Below are 20513 nucleotides of genomic sequence, written 5' to 3' on the forward strand. Positions count from 1 at the left end.
AAAGAGGCCGCTGGCTCCGGGAGCCAGCGGCCTTTCTCATGCGTCCCGGGTGCGTCCTAGCGCTTCCAGTTCAGGGTGACGCCGAAGGTGCGCGGGGGGTTGTAGGCCCCGAAGTTGGCGCCCAGGAACACCGCCTGGAAGGTGCGCGTCACCTCGTTGGAGAGGTTCTTGCCCCACAGCGACACCGACCAGTGGTCGCCCGGCGCGCTGTAGACGACCCGCGCGTCGTAGAAGTTGGTCGCGGGGCGGCGTTCGGGGCCGTCGTTGGAATTGTCGTCGAAGATCAGGCTCTCGTAGTGATAGTCGACCGCGAAGCGGACATCGCCGCCGCCGGCCAGGTCCAGGTCGTAGGACGGCGACAGCACCAGCTTGTGCTTGGGCGTGCGCGAGATGCGGTTGCCGGCGTAGTCGACGCCCGGCTCGGGGCTGAACTCGTCGAACTTGGCGTTGGAGTAGCCGTAGCTGGCCACCAGGCGCGCGCCGGCGAACGGCCGCCAGGCCAGGTAGGTCTCGTAGCCCTTGATCGTGGCCTTGCCGGCGTTGTCGGTGACGACCGACAGGTTGGGCAGGGTGCGCCGCGTCTGCAGGTCGGTGTACTTCATCACGTAGACGGTGTTGTTCCAGACCAGGGTCCCGCCCAGGAACGTGCTCTTCTGGCCGACCTCGTACTGGGTGGCGAACTCGGGCTCGAAGCCGTCGCGGGCGTCGGCCGCGCTGCCCGGGGTGTCCTGGAAGCCGCCGCTCTTGAAGCCGCGCGAGGCCATGGCGTAGAGCAGATGGTGCTCGACCGGTTTGAAGTTGACGCCAGCCCGCCAGGTCCAGGCCTTGTAGCTGTCCGACACCGAGACGTCGAACCGCTCGTCGGCGCGGAACAGCGTGTTTCCGGCCAGGTTGTCGACGCGATAGTCCTTGTCGTCCTTGGAATAGCGCAGGCCGCCGATCAGCGAGAGCCTGTCGCTGAGCGGCACGGTGACGTCGCCGAACGCGGCGTAGCTCTTGAGCTTGGCCGACTGGGTGTAGATCTCGACCCCGGGGCGGCCCAGGTTGATGCCCAGGGTGTCCTGGCGGTCGGTGTCGCTCTTGAACGTGTAGAGACCCGCCACCCACTGCACGCCTTCGCCCGGAAGCGACGATAGCCGGACTTCGTGGCTGGAGAAGTCGCTGGTCTCGTCGTTGCCGCCCGAGATGCCCGCCGGGTTGAAGGTGGGGTTGCCGCCGTCGAAGTCGTAGGCGACGTGATAGTCGAGGTCGCGATACGAGCCGAGATAGGTGAGGGTGGCGAAGGACAGGTCCCAGTCGGCCTGCAGGCGCACGCCCCAGGTGTCGCGGTTCTGGTAGCCGTCCTGCGAGCCGGCGGTGTGCTTGCGGTCGCGATCGATGGTCCAGAGCGCCGAGGTTGGATCGCCCTCGTCCAGGTCCAGCACGTGCTGGGCCGGGCCGGCAGCGCGGTCGCGCGTCCCGTCGACGGTGGCCAGCAGGCGCACGCCCTCCCGCGGGTCGAGGCGCAGGGCCAGGCGGCCGCTGCGCGTGTCCTGGTCCTCGACGTCGCCGCCGGTGAAGGTGTTCTTCACGTAGCCGTCGTGGGTGCGCCAGGCGGCGCTGGCCCGGAGGGCGGCCTTGCCGTCGGCGAACGGCGCGTTGATGACGCCGGCGCCTTCCAGGCGGCTGTAGTTGCCGGCCGTCACCTCGGCGGCGGCGTCGAAGCGGTCAAGCTCGGGCTTGTGGGAGACGACGTTGATCGCCCCGCCCACGACGTTGCGGCCGTAGAGCGTGCCCTGCGGCCCCTTTAGCACCTCGATGCGCTCGACGTCGAAGGCGTCGAAGGCCACGGCGGCGGGTCGGCCCAGATAGATCTCGTCAAGGAAGACGGCCGCGCTGGGATCGCCGGCCGCGCCGCGGTCGGATGAGCCGATGCCGCGGATCGAGATGCGGGGCTGCGAGGCCGGGAAGGCGTCGAACTGCAGGCCGGGCGTCAGGCCGGCGACGTCGTCGATCTGGCGGATGCGGGCCTGCTGGACCTGATCGGATCCAAAGGCCGTCACGGTCACCGGCACGTCCTGCAGGCTTTCGCTGCGGCGCTGGGCGGTGACCACCACCTCCTCGATCTGGCTCGCCTCCTGGGCGGGCGCGGGTGACGCGGCTTGGGCCAGCGCCGCGGGGGCGCCGAGCAGCGCCAGCAGCGCGGGTGCATAGGTCAAGGCTTTGCGGCTGACCGCCATGTTCAACTCCCCAATTCTTGTTCTTGCGGCATGGGGTCACGCCCCGCCGTCGAGGAACCTTAGGTGAGTTGGATCACATCGGTCAATAAACTGGATGCAATTGCTATGGCGTTTGGATGTGTCTATGACGAGGCAAGGGAGGACCGCCGGGTCATCGTCGGATAGCGATGGCGTGCAGGCGGGTCCGTGTAGCGAGAACGTGGTCCGACATGAGACGTCCAGCCTCGACGCTGTCCTCGGCCTGGATCGCCGCCAGGATCTTCTCGTGATCGTCCTGGGACTGGCGGATGTGGTCGGGCGGCGTGGCCGGCACCTGGCGCAGGCGCGGCGGCACGCAGGCCGAGACGGTCGGGCACAGGCGCGCGGCGTCGCCGAACAGCGGATAGACCAGGGTCATGCGCAGGGCGTTGCGCAGCACGGTGTTCTGCGCGGCGTGCAGGATCTGGGCGTGGAACTGACGGTTGATCGTGTACCACGCGTGCTCGATCGCCTCGGACCACTGGCCCTTGTCGACGATGGCGCGACCCGCCCGCGTCAGGGCGGCCAGATGGTCCAGCGCCTCGGGCGCCCAGCCCAGATCGACCGAGGCCCGGGCGGCCAGGCTCTCGAGCGCCGCGCGCGCCTCGATGGAATCGAAGATGTCGCCCAACGACATGGCGCGGACGGTGTAGCCGCGATTGACGCTGTAGCTGACCAGCCCCTCGGCCGACAGCACCGCCAGGGCGCTGCGGATCGGCGTGCGCGAGACGTTCATCTCGGCGGCCAGGCCCTCGGCCCGCAGGCGGGCGTCGGGGAGGATCTCGCCGGTCACGATCCGCTCGCGCAGGCGCGTCAGCACCGTGTGGGTGGCCGGCTCGGTATGCGGCGGGTGATCCGTCACACCCGCATCCTGGTCCGCTTCAACCGCCGTCATGTCCGCCCTCTGATCGATACGCCCGCCGTCGCGCGTCGCGGCGCGCCGTCCATTCTCTACACCGGTCCGACCGCGACCGCGCAAGTCACCCTCGACAACAACCGCCGAAACTGGATCCATTCCAGCCTTCGGCCCGCTTTCCAGCCGGAGACCGCTTCGTGATCGACGTTCTGCGCCAGCCCGCCGTCCTTGGCCTGCTGATGGTCGTGACCTTCATGACGCTGATCATGACCAAGCGGATGTCGGCTGTCGCCGCGCTGCTGATCGTGCCCATCGTCTTCGGCCTGCTGGCGGGCGCGGGGCCCGGCTTGGGGGAGATGATCGTCAAGGGCGTGCTGCAGGTGGCGCCGACCACCCTGATGCTGTCGTTCGCGGTGCTGTACTTCGCCGTCATGATGGATGCGGGTCTGTTCGAGCCCCTGGTGCGCAGAGTGCTGTCCATCGTCGGCGAGGATCCCCTGAAGATCAGCCTGGGCACGGCGATCCTGGCCACCGTGGTGTCGCTGGACGGCGACGGCACGACCACGGCTCTGATCGTCATCACCGCCTTCCTGCCGGTCTATCGGCGCGTGGGCATGAACCCGCTGATCCTGGCCACCCTGCTGGGCCTAACCAACGCCCTGATGAACTACGTGCCGTGGGGCGGTCCGGCGGCGCGGGCGGCGGCGGCCGTGCATGTCGACCTCGCCCAGGTCGTCGGCCCGATGCTGCCGGCGGCCGGGGTGGGCCTGCTGGCCGTCTTCGGCCTGGCCTGGCATTTCGGGCGCGGCGAGCGGCGGCGTCTGGCCGGCCGGGCCGCGCAGGAGGGCGACAACGTCGCGCCCCTGGCCGTCCTGGCCGCCGCCCAGGCGCTAGAGGTCGAGAAAGACATCCGCCGGCCCAAGCTGTTCTGGTTCAACCTGGCCCTGACCGTCGTGCTGATCCTGGGCATGGTCTCGGGGCTGGCGCCGCTGCCGGTGCTGATGATGAGCGCCTTCGCGGTCGCCATCACCGTCAACTACCCCGTGCTGAAGGACCAGAAGGCCCGGATCGCCGCCCACGCCGACAACGTCGTCAACATCGTGGTGCTGCTGTTCGCGGCCGGCGCCTTCACGGGCATCCTGAACGGCGCGGGCATGGCCGACGCCATGGCCAAGTCGGCCCTGTCGGTGATCCCGACGGCCGTCGGGCCCTATCTGGCGTCGATCACCGCCCTGGTCAGCATGCCCCTGACCTTCGTGATGTCGAACGACGCCTACTATTTCGGGGTCGTGCCCGTGGTGGCCCAGACCGCGGCCAGCTTCGGCGTCGAGCCGGTCGAGATCGCCCGCGCCGCCCTGATCGGCCAGCCGGTCCATTCGCTGAGCCCGCTGCTGGCGCCGATCTACCTGGCCTGCGGCCTGCTGGGCGTGGACGTCGCCGACGCCCAGCGCTTCAGCCTGAAATGGGCTGTCGCGATCTGCCTGGTGGTGCTGGTCGCGGCCCTGGCGATGGGCGCCTTCCCGCTGCGCGCCTGAGGGGGTGTCGTACTGATCGAAAAATTGGATCCAGTTTGTTGACACAATGGATCCTAAAGCGTTAGGCACGTCTGCGAAGCGGTCGGCAGGACCGCGCCCTGTCGTGGTGGAAGCGAATGTTGGATCCGATCAAGATCATCGTGCCGTGCGGATCACTCGGCGCGGGCGTCTACGAGGAGGAGGTCCGTCGCGGGCTGGAGATGGGCGCGCACGCCATCGCCACCGACGCTGGCTCCACGGATAGCGGCGCGGCCTATCTGGCCCTGGGCGTCTCCAAGAACAACCGCGCCTCGGTCAAGCGCGACCTGGCCATCCTGATGAAGGCCGGCGCCGAGGCGGGCATCCCCGTCATCGTCGGCACCAGCGGCCAGGCCGGCGGCGACAAGAACCTCGACTGGACGCGCGACATCGCCCTGGAGATCGCCGCCGAACTGGGCCTGAAGCCCAAGATCGCGCTGCTCTATTCCGAGCAGGACAAGGCCTCGCTGAAGGCCCGCAACGCGGCCGGGGCGGTCAAGCCGCTGGCGCCGCTGGGTCCGCTGGACGACGCCACCATCGACGCCTGCGACCACATTGTCGCCGTCCTGGGCGCCGAGCCCTATGTCGCCGCCCTGGAGGCGGGCGCAGACCTGATCCTGGGCGGGCGCACCACCGACACCGCCGTGCTGTCCAGCTTCGCCCTGCTGAAGGGCGCGCCGTGGGGCCCGGCCTGGCACGCGGCCAAGATCGCCGAGTGCGGCAGCCAGTGCGCGGTCTACCGGACCAAGGGCGCGGGCGTGCTGATCAGCATCGACGCCGAGGGCTTCGAGGTCGAGCCGCTGAGCCTGGAGAACCGCTGCGACCCGCACAGCGTCTCGGCCCACATGCTGTACGAGAACGCCAATCCGTTCCTGCTGACCGAGCCCGGCGGCGTGCTGGACGTCACGGCCGCGCGCTACGCCGCCCTGGACGCGCGCCGGGTGCGCGTGACCGGCTCGGCGTGGGACGAGAAGCCCTACACCCTGAAGCTGGAAGGCGCGGGTGCGGGCGGCTTCCAGACCATCATGCTGATCGGCATCCAGGACCCGGAGGTCCTGTCGCGGCTCAACGAGTTCCACGACAAGATGCTGGCGGCCATGAACCACCGGGTTCACACGACGATCGGCGAGGCCGCCGGCGACTTTAACATCTCGTTGCGGATCTACGGCTGGAACGCGGTCTCGGGCGAGCGTCTGCCCGAGGGGACGCCGGCCCCGCGCGAGGTGGGGGTGATGTTCGTCGCCACCGCCGCGACCCAGGAGATGGCCACCCAGATCGCCAAGGCCTGCAACGCCTGGTTCTTCCACTTCCCGATCGTGGAGGACGACGAACTGCCCAGCTACGGCTTCGCCTTCACCCCCGCCGACATCGAGCGCGGGGCGGTCCACGAGTTCAAGCTGAACCACGTGATCGAGATCGACGACCCGATGGCCCTGGTGCGCACCGTGTGGATCGACCTGAAGAAGAAGGAAGCGGCGTGATGACGACGGTCAAGGATGTCTGCCGCCACGTGCGCTCCAAGAACGCCGGGCCCTACTGGGTGACGTTCGACCTGTTCTTCGACGGGCCGGAGAGCTTCCAGAAGCATCACGCCAATCCGGCGCTGGGCCCGCAGCTGTTCCAGCGGCTGTTCGGGGCCGACCCTGCGCTGGTGCGCCACTATCCGGTCGCCGACCTCAACGTGGTCAAGATCTCGTACGCCCGCGCCAGCCCGCAGGGCGGGGTGGTCGAGCGCGACATGCACTGCGGCCAGCAGTTCGTGCGGCTGCTGGACGTCCAGCTCGACTGATCCGGTTGATGCCCCCGACGCGGCGAGCGCGTGATGTTCTGGGGCAGCCCTGGGTCCAGTGGACGCTACTGGTCGTCGCCACGGCCCTGGCCGACATCGTCCTGGTCGCGTTGCACGCTCCAGCGGCTCTGCTGCTGGGCCCGCTGGCCACGGCGATCGCCTTCGGGGTGGCGGGCGCCGCCGTCCGGCCGCCGCCCGTCGTGCGGATGGCGAGCTCGGCCCTGATCGGCTGCCTGGTGGCCGTGTCGCTGGGCGCGGCGATGGGGCCCGCCATGCTGGGCCATTTGCCGACCTTCCTGATCATCGGGGTCTCGACCGTCGTCCTCAGCCTGGGCCTGGGCTGGCTGCTGGCGCGCCTGGGCTGGTTCGAGGGCGCGACCTCGGTCTGGGGCCTGTCGCCGGGCGGGGCCGCCAGCATGATCGCCCTGGCCCAGGACATGGGCGCGGACGCCCGCACGGTGGCCATGATGCAGTACTTCCGGGTGCTGCTGGTGGCGGCCGCCGCCATCGGCCTGGCCCACCTGGCCGCCCCCGGCGCCCACGCGGGACCGGCGCGGGCCTGGTTCGGGGCGCTCGATGGACGCGGCCTGGCCGAGCTGTTCGGCCTGGCGCTGGTCGGCGCCGTGCTGTCGAAGGTCCTGAAGTTTCCCGCCGGCATCTTCCTGATCCCCGGCCTGCTGGGGGCGGGACTGATCGCGGTGGGCTGGCTGCATCCTGAGGCGCCGCCGCTGCTGGGGGCCATGGCCTATGCCGTGGTCGGCTGGAACATCGGCCTCAGCTTCACCCCGTCCAGCTTGGCCCATAGCGCCCGCGCCCTGCCCAGGATCATCGCCGCCACCCTGATCCTGATCGCCCTGTGCGGGCTGTCGGGCCTGGCGATCAGCCGCCTGTGCGGCGTCGACCCGCTGACCGGCTACCTGGCCACCAGCCCCGGCGGCGTGGACTCGATCCTGATCATCGCCGCCTCCACCCCGGTCGACCTGCCGTTCATCCTGGCGGCCCAGGTCATGCGGATCGTCCTGGTGCTGATGGTCGGCCCCTGGGCGGCGGGCCAGGTGGCGCGCTGGACCCGGCCGCTGACGCCCAACCCCGACGCGCCCTAGGCCCAGGGCTCGCCGCGTCCGCACAGGCGAGCCAGGCGCGCCGGGTCCAGGATGGCGATGCTGGCGTAACCGAGGGCGACGATCCCCGCCCGTTCCAGACTGCGCAAGCCCCGGTTCAGCGTCTGGCGGCTGACGCCAACCACGCTGGCCAGCTCGGCCTGGCGGATGGACAGCGGGCCGGCGCCGCCGGTCTCGGCGGCCGCCTTGGCCAGGGCGCGGGCCAGGCGCGCGGCGGTGGGCTGGCCCGCCCGCTGCTCGATGAAGGCCAGGGCCGCGCGCTGGTTGGCGCAGACCAGCAGGCCCAGATCGCGATAGAGGACGGCGGCCTGCTCGCCCAGCCGCGTCACGGCGGCCTGCGAGAGATGCAACATGCTGGCCGGGCCGAAGGCGATGGCGTCGTGCGGGCGCGGGCCGCCGTCCAGGGTCGACAGTTCGCCGAACCAGGCGCCGGGGCCCAGGATCCGCACCAGGATCTCCATGCCGCTGGCCGGATAGCCGACCAGCCGCACCTGGCCTTCCAGCACCGCCCACAGGCCGTTGGGCGGATCGCCGGCTCCGTACAGCCGCGCCGCGTCCGGCGCGAGCGTGACGCTGGCCTCGCCCAGGATCAGGTCGCGGCGCTCGGCGGGCAGGGCGGCGAACCAGTCCCCGGCCTCCAGGATGCGGCGATGTTCGGCGGTGGGGCGCATGGCGGCGTTTTAGCGAGGCCTTCAGGGCGAGATTGTCGCGGGCGCGACAATCTCGATTTCGACCCGGTGCTAGCCTGCCGTCAAACAAAACAACCGGAGGACATCGAAATGACGGCCGCTCTGAAAGTCGCCCCTGGCGTGCGCGAACGGGTCTCGCCCGCGGAATGGGCCCTGCGGGTCGACCTGGCCGCCGCCTTCCGCCTGGCGGCGCTATACGGCTGGGATGACCTGATCTTCACCCACATGTCGGTGCGGATCCCCGGGCCCGAGCACCACTTCCTGATCAACTCGTACAGCAACATGTTCGAGGAGGTCACCGCCTCCAACCTGGTGAAGATCGACCTGAACGGCGACAAGGTCATGGACTGCCCCGGCTCAGTGATCCGCGCCGGCTTCGTGATCCATTCGGCGATCCACAGCGCCCGCGAGGACGCCAACGCCGTCATCCACCTGCACACCCCGCAGGGCCAGGCCGTGGCCGCCTCGGCCGCCGGCCTGCTGCCGGTGACCCAAACGGCGATGATCGTCCACCACGAGGTCGCCTATCACGAGTCCGAGGGCATCGCCGAGGACATGGGCGAGCGCGATCGTCTGGTCGCCGATCTGGGCGAGAAGAACGTGATGATCCTGCGCAACCACGGCACCATGGCGGTGGGCGAGACCATCCAGCAGGCCTTCCTGCGCATGTACTTCCTGGAGCGCGCCTGCCAGGCCCAGGTCATGATGCCGGGCGCGGGCGCCTGGGGGATCCATACCCCGCCGGCCGGCGTGGCCGAGGTGATCAAGCGCCAGGTCAGCGGCCCGGCGACCAAGATGGTCTCCGAGCACTTCGCCTGGCCGGCCCTGCTGCGCAAGCTGGATCGGATCGACTCCAGCTTCCGGGACTAGGGGGCAGACGACCGAGGATCGGCGTCCGCCCGGGCCTTCAGCCGCGTCCAGAAGGCCTCGGCGGCCGCGGTCTGGCGGGCGCGGGGGCGAAACAGGCGGATGTCGATCGGCACGTCCCAGGCCGCGTCGCCGGCCCGGACCAGGCCGCCCTCGGCCAGGTCGCGGGCGATCAGGCTCATGGGCAGCCAGGCCATGCCCCGCCCAGCCCGGGTCATGGCCGCCAGCACCGTCGCCACGTGGGCGGTGAAGCGGGGCTCTAGCCACATCGACGGGCCTTCCAGCGCGTGGGTCGAGGCCAGGATCCGGCCCATGCCCGAGACCTCGCCGAAGGCCAGGTACGGCGTCGGCGCGCCGAGCCGGCCGGGCAGGGCGAAACGCGGCCGGGCGGGATCGTCGGGCGCCGGGGCGCTGACCGGGATCAGGACATCGTGGCCGACATCGATCGAGATGAAGTAGTTCGGCCGCAGCGACACCGGCGTCGAGGGGTGGTGGTGGCACAGCAGGAACTGGGCGTGGCCCTGCTGCATGATCCGCTCGCAGCCGGCCATGTTGTCGGTCACCAGGCTGACCGACGAGCTCAGCGGGGCCTGGGTCTCGATCGCCTCCAGCCACTGCGGGAAGAAGGTGATCGACAGGGCGTGGGTCGAGGCGAAGCGCAGGGTCGAGACGAAGCCCTCGGCCATCGCCCGGGTCTGTTCCCGCCCCTGGGTGAGCCGACGCAGCAGGTCCTCGGCGGTCGGTCGCCACTGCTCGCCGGCCGGCGTCAGGGCGACGCGGTGGGTGTCACGATTGAAGAGCGGCGCGCCCAGCCAGGCTTCCAGCAGTCGGATCCGTCGGCTGAAGGCGGGTTGCGAGACGTTGCGCGCCTCGGCCGCGCGTCCGAAATGCTGATGGTCGACCAGCGCCAGGAAGTCTTCGAGCCAATCAAGCTCCATGGAACGCGGGCTCTTCCTTCGGCGAGCGCGGACGGCGCCGGTCAGCAGGCTGGGTCAGCGGCCGGGGCGGCCATCGGCGACGACACACTCCGGCGCGGGGTCGACGCCGTCAAGGACCGCCACCAACGACCGCGCCGCCACCAGGTTGGTGCGCTCCAGGCCCTCGCGCGAGGAGGCCCCCGCATGCGGCGTGCCCACCACATTCGGCAAGGCTAGCAGGGCCTGGGAGACCGGCTTGTAGCTGGGGTCGCTCTCGCTGACGAAGACGTCCAGGCCGGCCCCGCCCAGCCGTCCGGCGCGCAGGGCGTCCAGCAGGTGCGCGTCCTCGACCAGCCCGCCGCGCGCGGTGTTGATCAGGATGGCGCCCGGCTTCATCGTCTCGATCGCGCCGGCGTCGATCATGAACCGGGTCTGGGGCGTCAGCGGCGCGTGCAGGGTGACGTAGTCGGCGCGCGCCAGCAGTTCGGGCAGGTCGACGAACGTGACCCCCGTGGCCTCGGCATAGGCGGGATCGGGCCGCGTCGTGTGGACCAGCACCCGGCAGTCGAAGCCCGAGAGCCGTTTGACCACGCTCTTGCCGATCCGGCCCAGGCCCACGACGCCGACGGTCTTCTCGCAGAGGTCCGAGCCCGTCAGGATCGACCAGTCGCCGTCCAGCATCCGCTGCTGCGACTCGCGGAAACGCCGGCCCACGGCCAGCATCAGGCCGATGACGTGGTCGGCGACCGAGGCGTCGTTGCCGCCCGCCGCGATGGTGACCACTCGGCCCAGGTCGCGCGCGGCCTCCAGGTCGACCCGCTCGTAGCCCACCCCGCGCCGCGAGATGATCTGCAGGTCCGGCAGCGCCTCCAGCAGGGCCCGCGTCACCCGCGCATGGCCGACGATCCATCCGGACGCGCCCGCCAGCATCCCGACCAGCGTGTTGTGATCGAGGTCTCCGTCGGCCTTGCCGGGCGGCAGCGGCGCGAGAACCACCTCCACGCCCTGGGCGCGCAGATAGGCTTGGGTCCGATCGTCGAAGAAGCGCTGCGTGACGACGACCTTACGGGGGCGAGGCATGTGTCTTGAGATTTCCCGGCCTGTGAGTGGGGCCAAAGAAAGCCATGACCATGGCGCGCGCCACATCGCAATGTGCATCATTCGATCCAATTATCGGAATACCAAGCAGGTGTGACGCCCGGCTAGCCACACTTGACGAGCCGACCCCGCCAGGGGGTTTTGACTTCCCGCGGCAGGCGCGGGCGAACAATTTCATTGACCATCATAGTCAATCGATTAGCTAGGCGACATGGTCCTGGTGGGGTGACGACATGGCGCGGGCGAAATCGAGTGGAATCAGCGGCGAGCGTCGCGACTCGCGGACGATCCTCTTCGACGCCACCGCCGCGCTGCTCTCGGAGCGCTCCACCATAGAGGTTTCGCTCAGCGAGATCGCCCAGCGCTCGGGGCTGAACTCGGCGCTGATTAAGTACTATTTCGGCAGCAAGGAGGGCCTGCTGCTGGCCCTGCTGGAGCGGGTGGCCGAGCGATCGATGGCCGACCTCGCCGCGTTGGTCGGCATGGACATCTCGGCCGAGCAGAAGCTGCGCATCCACATCGGCGGCATCATCAACACCTACTATCGCTCGCCGTACGTCAACCGGCTGATCAACTACATGATCGTCCAGGGCGACAAGGCGTCCAGCGAGCGGGTGGCCAAGATCTTCGTCGAGCCTATGATCGCCGCCTATCGCGCCATCGTCGCCCAGGGCGTGGCCGACGGCGCGTTCCGGCCGCTGGACCCGGGCATGCTGTACTACAGCGTCGTCGGGGCCTGCGAGCACATCTTCTACGCCGGCTATTCGCTGCCCACGACGCTGGGCATGACCGAGCTGACCGAGCAGGTCCGGCAGCAGTACGTGCAGCACGTGCTGGACCTGGTCTTCCACGGCGTCCTGGCCCGCTCGGATCGCGAGGCCGTCGGGGCCTGACCCCCTCCGTTCCCGGTTCGCGACCGCCTTTCTCCGGGGCGCGCACAAAAATCTAACGACATTAGGAAAACCGATTGATCCCTCGATCCATCGGTTTTAAGTGAACGGTTAGAACGCCGCGAAACAACGCGCGCCGCCAGGGAGGTCGCCGTGAAAGGGCTCGGCCAGGACACACGCTACTGGGAGGCCCTGTCGCGGGGCGAGCTGGCGCTGCCGCGCTGCGCGGCCTGCGGGCGCTGGCGCTGGCCCGCGCCGTTCCGTTGCGGCGACTGCGGCGGCTGGAGCTTCGACTGGCAAGCGGTCGATATGCGCGGCGAGATCTATTCCTGGACCCGCACCTGGCACCCTTTCGAAGGCACGGAAGGCTTCGGCTCGCCGTTCGTCACCCTGTCTGTGGCCCTGCCCGAGGCCGGCGGCATCCGCCTGATGGGCGTGCTGGAAGGCGAGGGCGAGCCCGCCATCGGCGTTCCGGTAACCGGCCATGTCGCCAGCACCGAGGTCTACGGTCGCGCCATCCCCGGCCTGCGCTGGACGGTGTCGGCATGAACGCGCCGGTGTTTCCCGTCAGCACGGCCGTCGCCGGGATCGGCGTGCGCCAGTACAAGCGCGGCGGCGCGCCGCTGCCCGAGCAGGGCGTGCTGGTCGGCGCCATCGTCGACGCCTGCGAGGACGCGGGGTTGGACCCGTCCGAGATCGACGGCTTCGTCTCATACGGCGACGACAAGAACGAACCGATCCGCCTGGCGCCCGACCTCGGGACCCGCGACCTGTGCTGGTCGGCCCAGGTGTTCGGCGGCGGTGGCGGCGGCATAGCGGCGGCCTTCGGTCTCGCCGCCTCGGCGATCATCAGCGGCCAGGCGCGCACGGTCGTGGTGTTTCGCGCCCTGGTGCAGGGCGACAGCGGCCGGCTGTCCGGCGCGGTGATGGCCCACCACCTGAACGACCACATCATGGCCGCCGGCAACGTGGCGCCGGCCATCGAGTGCGCCATGCGCGCCCAGCGGATGCTGGAGCACCACAAGGTGCCCCGCCAGTGCCTGGAGGACCTGGTCCGGGCTTCCTATCACCACGGCGCGCGCAACCCGAAGGCGGTCAGCTACGGCAAGGAACTGGACCTGGAGGTCTACAGGTCCTCGCGGATGATCTGCGAGCCGTTCCACCTGTTCGACTGCAGCCGCGAGAACGATGGGGCCGGCGCCCTGATCCTGACCTCGGCCGAGCGGGCGCGGGACCTGAGGCAAAAGCCGATCTACCTGAAGGGGGTCGCCCAGGGCGCGGGACGTGGCTGGGGCGACCTGCTGCAGAACGACGACCACTACGCCTCGGCCGGCTTCGAGTCGGTGGCGCGGCGGCTGTGGGCCCAGACGGGGCTCTCGCCCGCCGACATCGACGTGGTGCAGCTGTATGAGAACTTCAGCGCCCAGGGCGTGGCCTCGCTGATCGACCATGGCTTCTGCACCTATGAGAGCGTCGGCGAGGTCGTGCGTTACGAGAACCTGATCGCGCCGACGGGCAGGCTGCCGGTCAACACGGCGGGCGGAAACCTGGCCCAGGGCTTCATCCACGGCATCGGCATGGCGATCGAGGCGGTGGAGCAACTGCGCGGGACCTCGGCCAATCCGGTTCCGGGCGCGCGCCACTGCCTGCTGGCCGGTGGGCCGGGGGCGCCGACGGTCAGCTCGGCCATCTTCTCGACGGAGGCGCGCTGAGCCGTGGGCGGGATGCGCTTCCGGACGGATGACGACCTCTGGCTGACGGCCGATGTCGACGGGCCCGCGGACGCGCCCGTGGTCGTGCTGCTGCACGGCGGCGGCCAGACCCGGCACAGCTGGTCGGGCGCCATGGCGGCGCTGGTGGCGCGGGGCTATCGGGTCATCAACTACGACGCGCGCGGACACGGCGACAGCGACTGGTCGCCCATGGGCGCCTATCACCCGGACGACCGGGCGCGGGACCTGGCGGCGGTGACGCGGGACCTGTCCGCGCCGGTCGCCCTGGTCGGCGCTTCGCTGGGCGGGGCGACCGCGATCCAGGCGGTGGCGCGGGGGCTGAACCCTTCGGTGCTGGTCCTGGTCGACATCGTACCGGAGCCGGAGCCCCAGGGCGTGGGCCGTATCGTCGCCTTCATGCGCGGCCACCCGGAGGGTTTCGCCTCGCTGGACGAGGCGGTCGACGCCGTGGCGGCCTACAATCCCGACCGACCGCGTCCCAGTGATCCGGGCGGCCTGATGCGCAACCTGCGCCAGCGGCCCGACGGGCGGCTGGGCTGGCACTGGGATCCCCGCATCGTCGAGGCCGAGCCCGAGATCCACCATGGCGAGGTCCGGCGATCGGCCGAGGTTCTGGCCCGCACCGAGGTTCCGGTGCTGCTGGTGCGCGGCCTGCGCAGCGATGTGGTCAGCCCGGCGGGCGTGGCGGCCTTCAAGGCCATGATGCCGCGTCTGGACGTCTTCGACGTCGCCGGGGCGGGCCACATGGTCGCCGGCGATCGCAACGACGCCTTCAACGCCGGCGTCCTGGAATTCCTCGACCGGCGGATGCCGGTTCTCCAACGGGGTTGAGACCATGCAGCGCTACGACGTCGTGATCGTGGGCGGCGGCCATGCCGGCGGACAGGCGGCGATCGCCTTGCGCCAGGGTGGTTACGCCGGTTCGATCGCCCTGCTGTCGGCCGAGCCCGAAGCGCCCTATGAGCGACCGCCCCTGTCCAAGGACTACCTGGCCGGCGACAAGACCTTCGACCGCCTGCTGCTGCGCGCCGAGGCCTTCTGGAGCGAGCGGGAGATCGCGCTGCTGCTGGAGCGCACCGTCGTCGCCGTCGATCCCGAGGCGCATACGGTCACGCTCGCGGACGGGGAGGCGCTGGCCTACGGCAAGCTGGTCTGGGCCGCCGGCGGAACGCCGCGCCGGCTGCCCTGCGCGGGTCATGACCTTCAAGGCGTCCATACGGTGCGCACCCGCGCCGATGTCGACCGGATGATCGCCGAGTTGCCGGATGTCGAGCGGGTCGTGGTGATCGGCGGCGGCTATATCGGCCTGGAAGCGGCGGCCGTGCTGACCAAGCTGGGCAAGCCGGTCGTGCTGCTGGAGGCGCTGGATCGGGTGCTGGCCCGCGTGGCGGGCGAGCCGCTGTCGCGCTTCTACGAGGCCGAGCACCGCGCCCATGGCGTCGACCTGCGCCTGGGCGCGCGTGTCGACTGCCTGGAAGGCGAGGGCGGTCGCGTCACGGGCGTGCGACTGGCCGGCGGCGAGGTCGTGGCGGCCCAGATGGTCATCGTCGGCATCGGCATCGAACCCTCGGTCGCGCCGCTGCTGGCGGCCGGGGCGGAGGGCGGCAACGGCGTCGCGGTCGACGGCCTGTGCCGGACCAGCCTGGCCGACGTCTTCGCCATCGGCGACTGCGCCCTGCACGCCAATCGCTATGCCGACGGCGCGGCGATCCGGCTGGAGTCGGTGCAGAACGCCAACGACCAGGCCTCTGTCGCCGCCGCCCAGATCCGGGGCGCGAGCCCGGCGCCCTACGACGCCGTCCCCTGGTTCTGGTCCAACCAGTACGACCTGAAGCTCCAGACCGTGGGCCTGTCGATCGGCCATGACGAAGCGGTAGTGCGGGGCGACCCCGGCGCGCGGTCGTTCTCGGTGATCTACCTGCGCCAGGGGCGGGTGGCGGCGCTGGACTGCGTCAACGCGGTCAAGGACTACGTCCAGGGCCGCAAGCTGGTGGTCGACGGCGCCCGCATCGCGCCCGCCGACCTGGCCGACACTGCCATTCCGCTCAAGGAAATGGGGGCTTTGGCGCTTTAAAACTATTGTCATTAGGTTTTTGCGTGCTAGGCTCCTGGCAACGATAAAGGGAGGCGATCATGGATATCGTCGCGGAACGAAAGCCGGCCGAGCGCAAGGTCACGACCCTGGCCGCGCTTACCGAAAACCAGCAGGCGGCCATCCGCCTGATCCCGGCCGAGGTCGACGCGGTCGTCGAGCCGCTGGAGGCCACCCGGCCCAACGCCATCTTCACCGGCCGCGAGCGGTTCGACGCCGAGCAGGCGAGGATCTTCCGCCGCTATCCCGCGCCGGTCACGGTGTCGGCCCTGCTGCCCGAGCCGGGCATGGTCATGGCGCATGACGGCTATGGCGTGCCGCTGCTGATCTCCCGCACCAAGTCGGGCGAGATCAAGGCGTTCCTCAACGCCTGCCAGCACAAGGGCTCCAAGCTGCTGGAGGACTGCGAGGTCCACAAGCGCGGCCGCGTCACCTGTCCGTATCACGCCTGGACCTACGGGATCGACGGCAAGCTGATCGGCGTGGCGCGAAACGAGGCCTTCCTCAATCTCGACAAGAGCGAGCGCGGCCTGGTCGAGTTGCCGGCCCGCGAGTGGGGCGGGATCGTCTACGTCCAGTTGGACCGCACGCGCGAGGCCGACTGGTCGCAACTGCACGACCAGATCGCCGCCGACTTCACCGCCCTAGGCATCCCCGACGCCTTCGTCTACGGCCGCAAGACCTTCGAGCTGAAGGCCAACTGGAAGGTCATCCTGGAGCCGTTCCTGGAGGGCTATCACGTCCAGCGGCTGCACGCGGCGTCGATCGGCGACCTGTTCCAGGACGCGCCCAACATCGTCGACCTGTTCGGCCCCAATATCCGTCAGGTGTCCGGCCGCATCGGCTATGTCCCGGCGATGCTGGACGAGGACCCAGGCCAGAACATCCACAAGCTGGTGACCCACGCCTACACGGCGTTCCCCAACTGCGTGGTGGTGACCAGCCAGTACTACACCAGCGTGATGATCCTGATGCCGCGCGACACGGGTCGCACGACGGTCGAGTACTTCATGCTGACCCCGGGCGCGCCGACCACGGACAAGGCCCGTGAGGTGTTCGAGCGCTCGTACGAGCTGATCCTGAGCGTGTTCGGCGGCGAGGACTTCCGCGCGGCCGAGATCAGCCAGGTCGGGCTGGAGGCGGGCGTGCCCGAAACCACCGTCTACTGCGGGCTCGAGAGCAACATCGTCCGCTACTACGAGGCGCTCGAGGCGCTGCTCTAAGACCGACGAAGCGAGCCGGCGAAGACCGGTCCAAGGGAGAGAACATGGCGCAGACCTTGTCCGGAGCGCTCGCCTGGTGGGCGCGGATGCGGCCCGACCAGCCGGCCGTCGTGCTGGGCGGCGAGACGCTGACCTACGCCGCCTACAAGGCCTGGTCCGACCGGATTGCGGCCCTGCTGATCGCCGACGGCCTGGAGCCTGGCGACCGGGTGGCGATCTGCTCGCTGAACAGCCTGGCCTATTGCGCCCTGATCATGGGGATCATCCGGGCGGGCGGCGTCGTGAGCCCGGTGAATTTCCGCTACACCGTCCGCGAGATCGGCGAGCTGTGCGAGGACACCGAGCCGCGCTTCGCCTTCGCCGCCCCCGAATTCGCCGACAAGATGCAGGTGGCCGGTCCGCCGGTGCGCGCCATGGCCGAGATCGAGGCCCTGCGCGACGGTGAAGCCGTTCAGGTCGAGCGCGACGTCGATCCCGACGCCCGCGTGGTGATCATCGCCACCTCGGGCTCGACGGCCAAGCCCAAGGGCGTGGTCTTTACCAACCGCTCGATGACCGCCTACGCCGCCAACTGGGCGACCGAGGAGACATCGACCGCGCCCGGCTCGCGGATCATCAGCCTGGCGCCGCTGAACACCTCGGCCGGCTTCGTGCAGTTGATGCACTACATCGCCCAGGGCTGCTCGATCTTCATGGTCCCGCAGTTCGTGGCGGCCGACACCCTCAAGCTGATCCAGGCGCAGAAGATCACCTGTTTCGCTGCGGTGCCGGTGTTCTTCGAGGCGATCGCGGCCCTGCCGGAGTTCGACGACGCGGACCTCTCCTCGATCCGCCTGGCCACGGTCGGCGGGGCGCGGGTCAGCCGGGCGCTCTTGGAGCGCTACAAGGCCAAGGGCGTTATCCTGCGCCAGATCTACGGCCAGACAGAGGTGGGCGGCAACGCCACCATCATGCCCGCGCACCTGGCCCTGTCGGAGCCCGACAAGTGCGGCTGGGGCGGCCTCTTCATCGATCTGCGGGTCGTGCGTCCGGACGGCAGCGACTGCGCGCCCGGCGAGCCCGGCGAGATCCTGATGCGCTCGCCCGGCATGATGAAGGAGTACTGGCGCAATCCCGAGGCCACGGCCCAGGCGATCCGCGACGGCTGGCTGCACTCGGGCGACATCGGGATGCTGGACGAGCGCGGCCTGCTGACCTTTGTCGACCGGCTGAAGGACCTGATCATCTCGGGCGGGCTGAACATCTCGGCGGCCGAGGTCGAACGGGTGGTCTGCGAGTTTCACGGCGTGGTCGAGGCCCTGGTCATCGCCGCCCCAGATCCGAAGTTCGGCGAGACCCCGATGGTCGTCTATCACGGCCCGGTCGAGATCGATGTCGAGGCGCTGATCGCCCACTGCAACGAGAACCTCTCGAACTACAAGGTGCCGCGCTACGTGGCCTATTCGGCCGAGCCGCTGCCGCGCCTGGCCACCGGAAAACTGTCCAAGCCCGCCGTCCGCGAAGCCTATGCGGGCGCGCACAAGACCCTAGCCCGCGTCCGCTGAGAGGACCCGCTCCCATGAACGCTCCCACGACCATCGCCGCCAACCAGCCGGCGCATGTTCCCGATCACCTGGTGTTCGACTTCGACATCTATGGCGATCCCCGCATCGGCCAGGACGTCCAGGGCGACTACGCCAGGACCCTGGCCGACGCGCCCGATCTCTTCTGGACAAACCGCAACGGCGGCCACTGGATCGCCAAGGGCTTCGACGCCATCACCGCGGTGGTCACCGATCCCGAGCACTTCTCGGTGCGCGAGATGCAGATTCCCCGGGTCGAGAACCCGCCGTTCTTCATCCCGCTGAGCCTGGATCCGCCGGAGAACCTGCCCTACCGCCGCGCGATGATGCCGATGTTCGGCCCCGTCGCCGTCAAGGCCCTGGAACCGCGCATCCGCGAGCTGGCCGGCCAGATCGTCGACCGCGTCGTGGCCGAGGGGGGCTGCGATTTCCAGGTCCAGGTCTCGAAGATCTTCCCGGTGACGGTGTTCATGGAGCTGATGGGCATGGACCTGTCGCGGCTCCAGGAGTTCCGGCGCCTGGCCGAGGGCTTCTTCGAGGTCCAGAACGACGCCGCCGAACTGGGCCGTCTCAGCGCCGAGATCCTGGGCACGCTGAAGGCCCTGATCGACGAGAAGCGGGCCAATCCCGACGACAAGCTGATGAGCCACTTCATCACCGTCGACATCGATGGGCGCACCATGAGCGAGGACGAGATCCTGGCCATGAGCTTCGTGCTGTTCCTGGGCGGCATGGACACGGTCACCAACGTCACCGGTTTCGCCTTCCAGCAACTGGCCCAGATGCCGGACGTCCAGGCCCGCCTGGTCGCCGATCCCTCGCTGGCCCAGGCCTTCGCCGACGAGGCCGTGCGCCTGTATGGCGTGGTCAACACCCCGCGTCTGGTGGTCAAGGATCGCGACATCGGCGAGGCCCGTCTGCGCGAAGGCGAGATGGTGCTGAACGTCCTGTGCGTCGGCAGCCGCGACCCGCGCAAGTTCGATGCGCCCAACGCCTTCGACCTGGACCGCAAGCGCGTCGCGCACCTGACCTTCTCGTCGGGCCCCCACCTGTGTGTCGGTCACGTGCTGGGCCGCGCGGAGATCAAGATCCTGGCCGAGGAGTGGACCAGGCGGATCCCAGCCTTCGAGCCCACGCCCGGCGAGCGTCACGCGTTCCGCATGGGCACGGTGATGGCGCTGGAGTCGCTGCCGCTGCGATGGCCGGCGGCCTAGAGCCTCAGGCCCCCTCGAACTGGACGCTGTCGCTGACCGGCTGGCCCAGCGAGCCCCGGCGATGGCGTTCGGCGACGCCCGTGAAGAAGATCCGCACCGTCTCCACGAACAGCGCCTCCTCGTCTTCGAACGGGTTGGCGTCGAGGGCGCGGGCCAGGCGCGGCAGCTTCTCGCGGTCGGCCTCGGGCATCGGCGGGATGCCGCGCGCCTGGGCGGCGGCCGCGAACAGGGCCGAGCCGAAGGTCAGCTTCTCGGTGCCCTCGATCACCGCCATGTGGAACTCGGGCGGGTAGGGGTCGCTGGCGGCGGCCTCGTTATAGGCGCTCAGCAGCAGATGGCGCGGGAAGAACTGCAGCATCAGCAGCGCCGCGTTCGGGTGGCGCAGCAGCGACCGCCGCGCCGACACGCACAGCATGACGATCCGCTCCTCGTAGGGCAGCTCGGTCTTTTCCATCCCCGGCAGGTTCAGCAGCAGCAGGCGCGCCACCTCCTCCAGCAGCGCGGCCTTGTCGGCGAAGTGGTGGTACAGCGACGGCGCCTGCACGCCCATCTTGGTCGCCACCCGCGCCAGGCTGAAGCTGGACAGTCCTACCTCGTCGATCACGGCCAGGGCCGCCTCTGCGGCGCTGCTGCGGGAGATCAGGGGAGAGGAGGGGCGTGCCAAAAAACTGT

The 20513-nt window shown here is 69.7% G+C and carries 20 protein-coding genes; 14 read left to right on the forward strand and 6 right to left on the reverse strand.

Annotated features, from left to right (window positions below; all coding sequences use genetic code 11):
* Window positions 1-56: 56 nt before the first annotated feature.
* Complete coding sequence (locus K8940_RS05330; protein WP_223393504.1) at window positions 57-2219, reverse strand: TonB-dependent receptor; 2163 nt, start codon at window positions 2217-2219, stop codon at window positions 57-59.
* A 151-nt stretch (window positions 2220-2370) separates the two neighbouring features.
* A complete protein-coding gene (locus tag K8940_RS05335) occupies window positions 2371-3099 on the reverse strand; it encodes a GntR family transcriptional regulator (protein ID WP_223393506.1) in 729 nt (242 codons plus the stop codon).
* On the opposite strand from K8940_RS05335, the gene K8940_RS05340 reads away from it, so the two are divergent.
* The 5 genes from K8940_RS05340 to K8940_RS05360 all read left to right on the forward strand — a co-directional run bounded on the left by K8940_RS05340 (window position 3088) and on the right by K8940_RS05360 (window position 7538).
* Window positions 3088-3294 carry a hypothetical protein gene (locus tag K8940_RS05340; RefSeq protein ID WP_223393508.1) on the forward strand — a complete coding sequence of 69 codons (207 nt, stop codon included), beginning with the start codon at window positions 3088-3090 and terminating at the stop codon, window positions 3292-3294. The genes K8940_RS05335 and K8940_RS05340 overlap by 12 nt on opposite strands.
* The gene (locus K8940_RS05345) at window positions 3291-4628 is read left to right on the forward strand and encodes a CitMHS family transporter (RefSeq protein WP_223393510.1); all 1338 of its coding nucleotides are present in this window, start codon (window positions 3291-3293) and stop codon (window positions 4626-4628) included. Before K8940_RS05340 ends, K8940_RS05345 begins: the two co-directional genes overlap by 4 nt.
* 116 nt (window positions 4629-4744) lie before the next feature.
* Window positions 4745-6127 (forward strand): acyclic terpene utilization AtuA family protein, encoded by a 1383-nt coding sequence (locus K8940_RS05350; RefSeq protein ID WP_223393512.1) that lies wholly within the window; start codon window positions 4745-4747, stop codon window positions 6125-6127.
* Window positions 6127-6435 (forward strand): DUF4387 domain-containing protein, encoded by a 309-nt coding sequence (locus tag K8940_RS05355; protein WP_223393514.1) that lies wholly within the window; start codon window positions 6127-6129, stop codon window positions 6433-6435. The genes K8940_RS05350 and K8940_RS05355 overlap by 1 nt, the downstream gene beginning before the upstream one ends.
* An 8-nt stretch (window positions 6436-6443) precedes the next feature.
* Entirely contained in the window at window positions 6444-7538 is a 1095-nt protein-coding gene (locus K8940_RS05360; protein ID WP_223393516.1) for an AbrB family transcriptional regulator, read from the forward strand.
* On the opposite strand, the gene K8940_RS05365 is transcribed toward K8940_RS05360, so the two are convergent.
* Window positions 7535-8227 carry a Crp/Fnr family transcriptional regulator gene (locus K8940_RS05365; RefSeq protein WP_223393518.1) on the reverse strand — a complete coding sequence of 231 codons (693 nt, stop codon included), beginning with the start codon at window positions 8225-8227 and terminating at the stop codon, window positions 7535-7537. The two genes, K8940_RS05360 and K8940_RS05365, sit on opposite strands and share 4 nt — an antisense overlap.
* A gap of 108 nt (window positions 8228-8335) precedes the next feature.
* Here K8940_RS05365 and K8940_RS05370 point away from each other — a divergent pair, with 108 nt between their 5' ends.
* Window positions 8336-9115 (forward strand): class II aldolase/adducin family protein, encoded by a 780-nt coding sequence (locus K8940_RS05370; protein ID WP_223393520.1) that lies wholly within the window; start codon window positions 8336-8338, stop codon window positions 9113-9115.
* Here the strand turns inward: K8940_RS05370 and K8940_RS05375 are convergent.
* Together K8940_RS05375 and K8940_RS05380 are read right to left on the reverse strand one after the other, a co-directional pair.
* The gene (locus tag K8940_RS05375) at window positions 9112-10050 is read right to left on the reverse strand and encodes a LysR family transcriptional regulator (RefSeq protein WP_223393522.1); all 939 of its coding nucleotides are present in this window, start codon (window positions 10048-10050) and stop codon (window positions 9112-9114) included. The genes K8940_RS05370 and K8940_RS05375 overlap by 4 nt on opposite strands.
* A gap of 54 nt (window positions 10051-10104) precedes the next feature.
* Window positions 10105-11109, reverse strand: a complete 1005-nt coding sequence (locus K8940_RS05380; RefSeq protein ID WP_223393524.1) for a phosphoglycerate dehydrogenase — start codon at window positions 11107-11109, stop codon at window positions 10105-10107.
* A 251-nt stretch (window positions 11110-11360) separates the two neighbouring features.
* On the opposite strand from K8940_RS05380, the gene K8940_RS05385 reads away from it, so the two are divergent.
* From K8940_RS05385 to K8940_RS05420, 8 genes are all read left to right on the forward strand, one after another.
* Entirely contained in the window at window positions 11361-12020 is a 660-nt protein-coding gene (locus K8940_RS05385) for a TetR family transcriptional regulator (RefSeq protein ID WP_223393526.1), read from the forward strand.
* A 150-nt stretch (window positions 12021-12170) separates the two neighbouring features.
* Entirely contained in the window at window positions 12171-12566 is a 396-nt protein-coding gene (locus K8940_RS05390) for a Zn-ribbon domain-containing OB-fold protein (protein WP_223393528.1), read from the forward strand.
* Window positions 12563-13729, forward strand: coding sequence for a thiolase C-terminal domain-containing protein (locus K8940_RS05395; RefSeq protein WP_223393530.1), 1167 nt, complete (start codon window positions 12563-12565; stop codon window positions 13727-13729). Before K8940_RS05390 ends, K8940_RS05395 begins: the two co-directional genes overlap by 4 nt.
* 12 nt (window positions 13730-13741) lie before the next feature.
* Window positions 13742-14581, forward strand: coding sequence for an alpha/beta fold hydrolase (locus tag K8940_RS05400; RefSeq protein WP_223393532.1), 840 nt, complete (start codon window positions 13742-13744; stop codon window positions 14579-14581).
* 4 nt (window positions 14582-14585) lie between these two features.
* Window positions 14586-15824 (forward strand): NAD(P)/FAD-dependent oxidoreductase, encoded by a 1239-nt coding sequence (locus tag K8940_RS05405; protein WP_223393534.1) that lies wholly within the window; start codon window positions 14586-14588, stop codon window positions 15822-15824.
* 59 nt (window positions 15825-15883) lie between these two features.
* Window positions 15884-17065: an aromatic ring-hydroxylating oxygenase subunit alpha gene (locus K8940_RS05410; protein ID WP_223393536.1), complete on the forward strand. Its 1182-nt coding sequence runs from the start codon at window positions 15884-15886 to the stop codon at window positions 17063-17065.
* Window positions 17066-17109: 44 nt separating this feature from the next.
* Entirely contained in the window at window positions 17110-18609 is a 1500-nt protein-coding gene (locus K8940_RS05415; protein ID WP_223393538.1) for a class I adenylate-forming enzyme family protein, read from the forward strand.
* 14 nt (window positions 18610-18623) lie between these two features.
* Window positions 18624-19841, forward strand: coding sequence for a cytochrome P450 (locus K8940_RS05420; RefSeq protein WP_223393540.1), 1218 nt, complete (start codon window positions 18624-18626; stop codon window positions 19839-19841).
* A gap of 4 nt (window positions 19842-19845) precedes the next feature.
* Here K8940_RS05420 and K8940_RS05425 read toward each other — a convergent pair whose 3' ends face one another.
* Complete coding sequence (locus K8940_RS05425; protein WP_223393542.1) at window positions 19846-20505, reverse strand: TetR/AcrR family transcriptional regulator; 660 nt, start codon at window positions 20503-20505, stop codon at window positions 19846-19848.
* Window positions 20506-20513: the final 8 nt, after the last annotated feature.

The sequence above is a fragment of the Caulobacter segnis genome (assembly GCF_019931575.1).
Taxonomy (GTDB): Bacteria; Pseudomonadota; Alphaproteobacteria; order Caulobacterales; family Caulobacteraceae; genus Caulobacter; species Caulobacter segnis_C.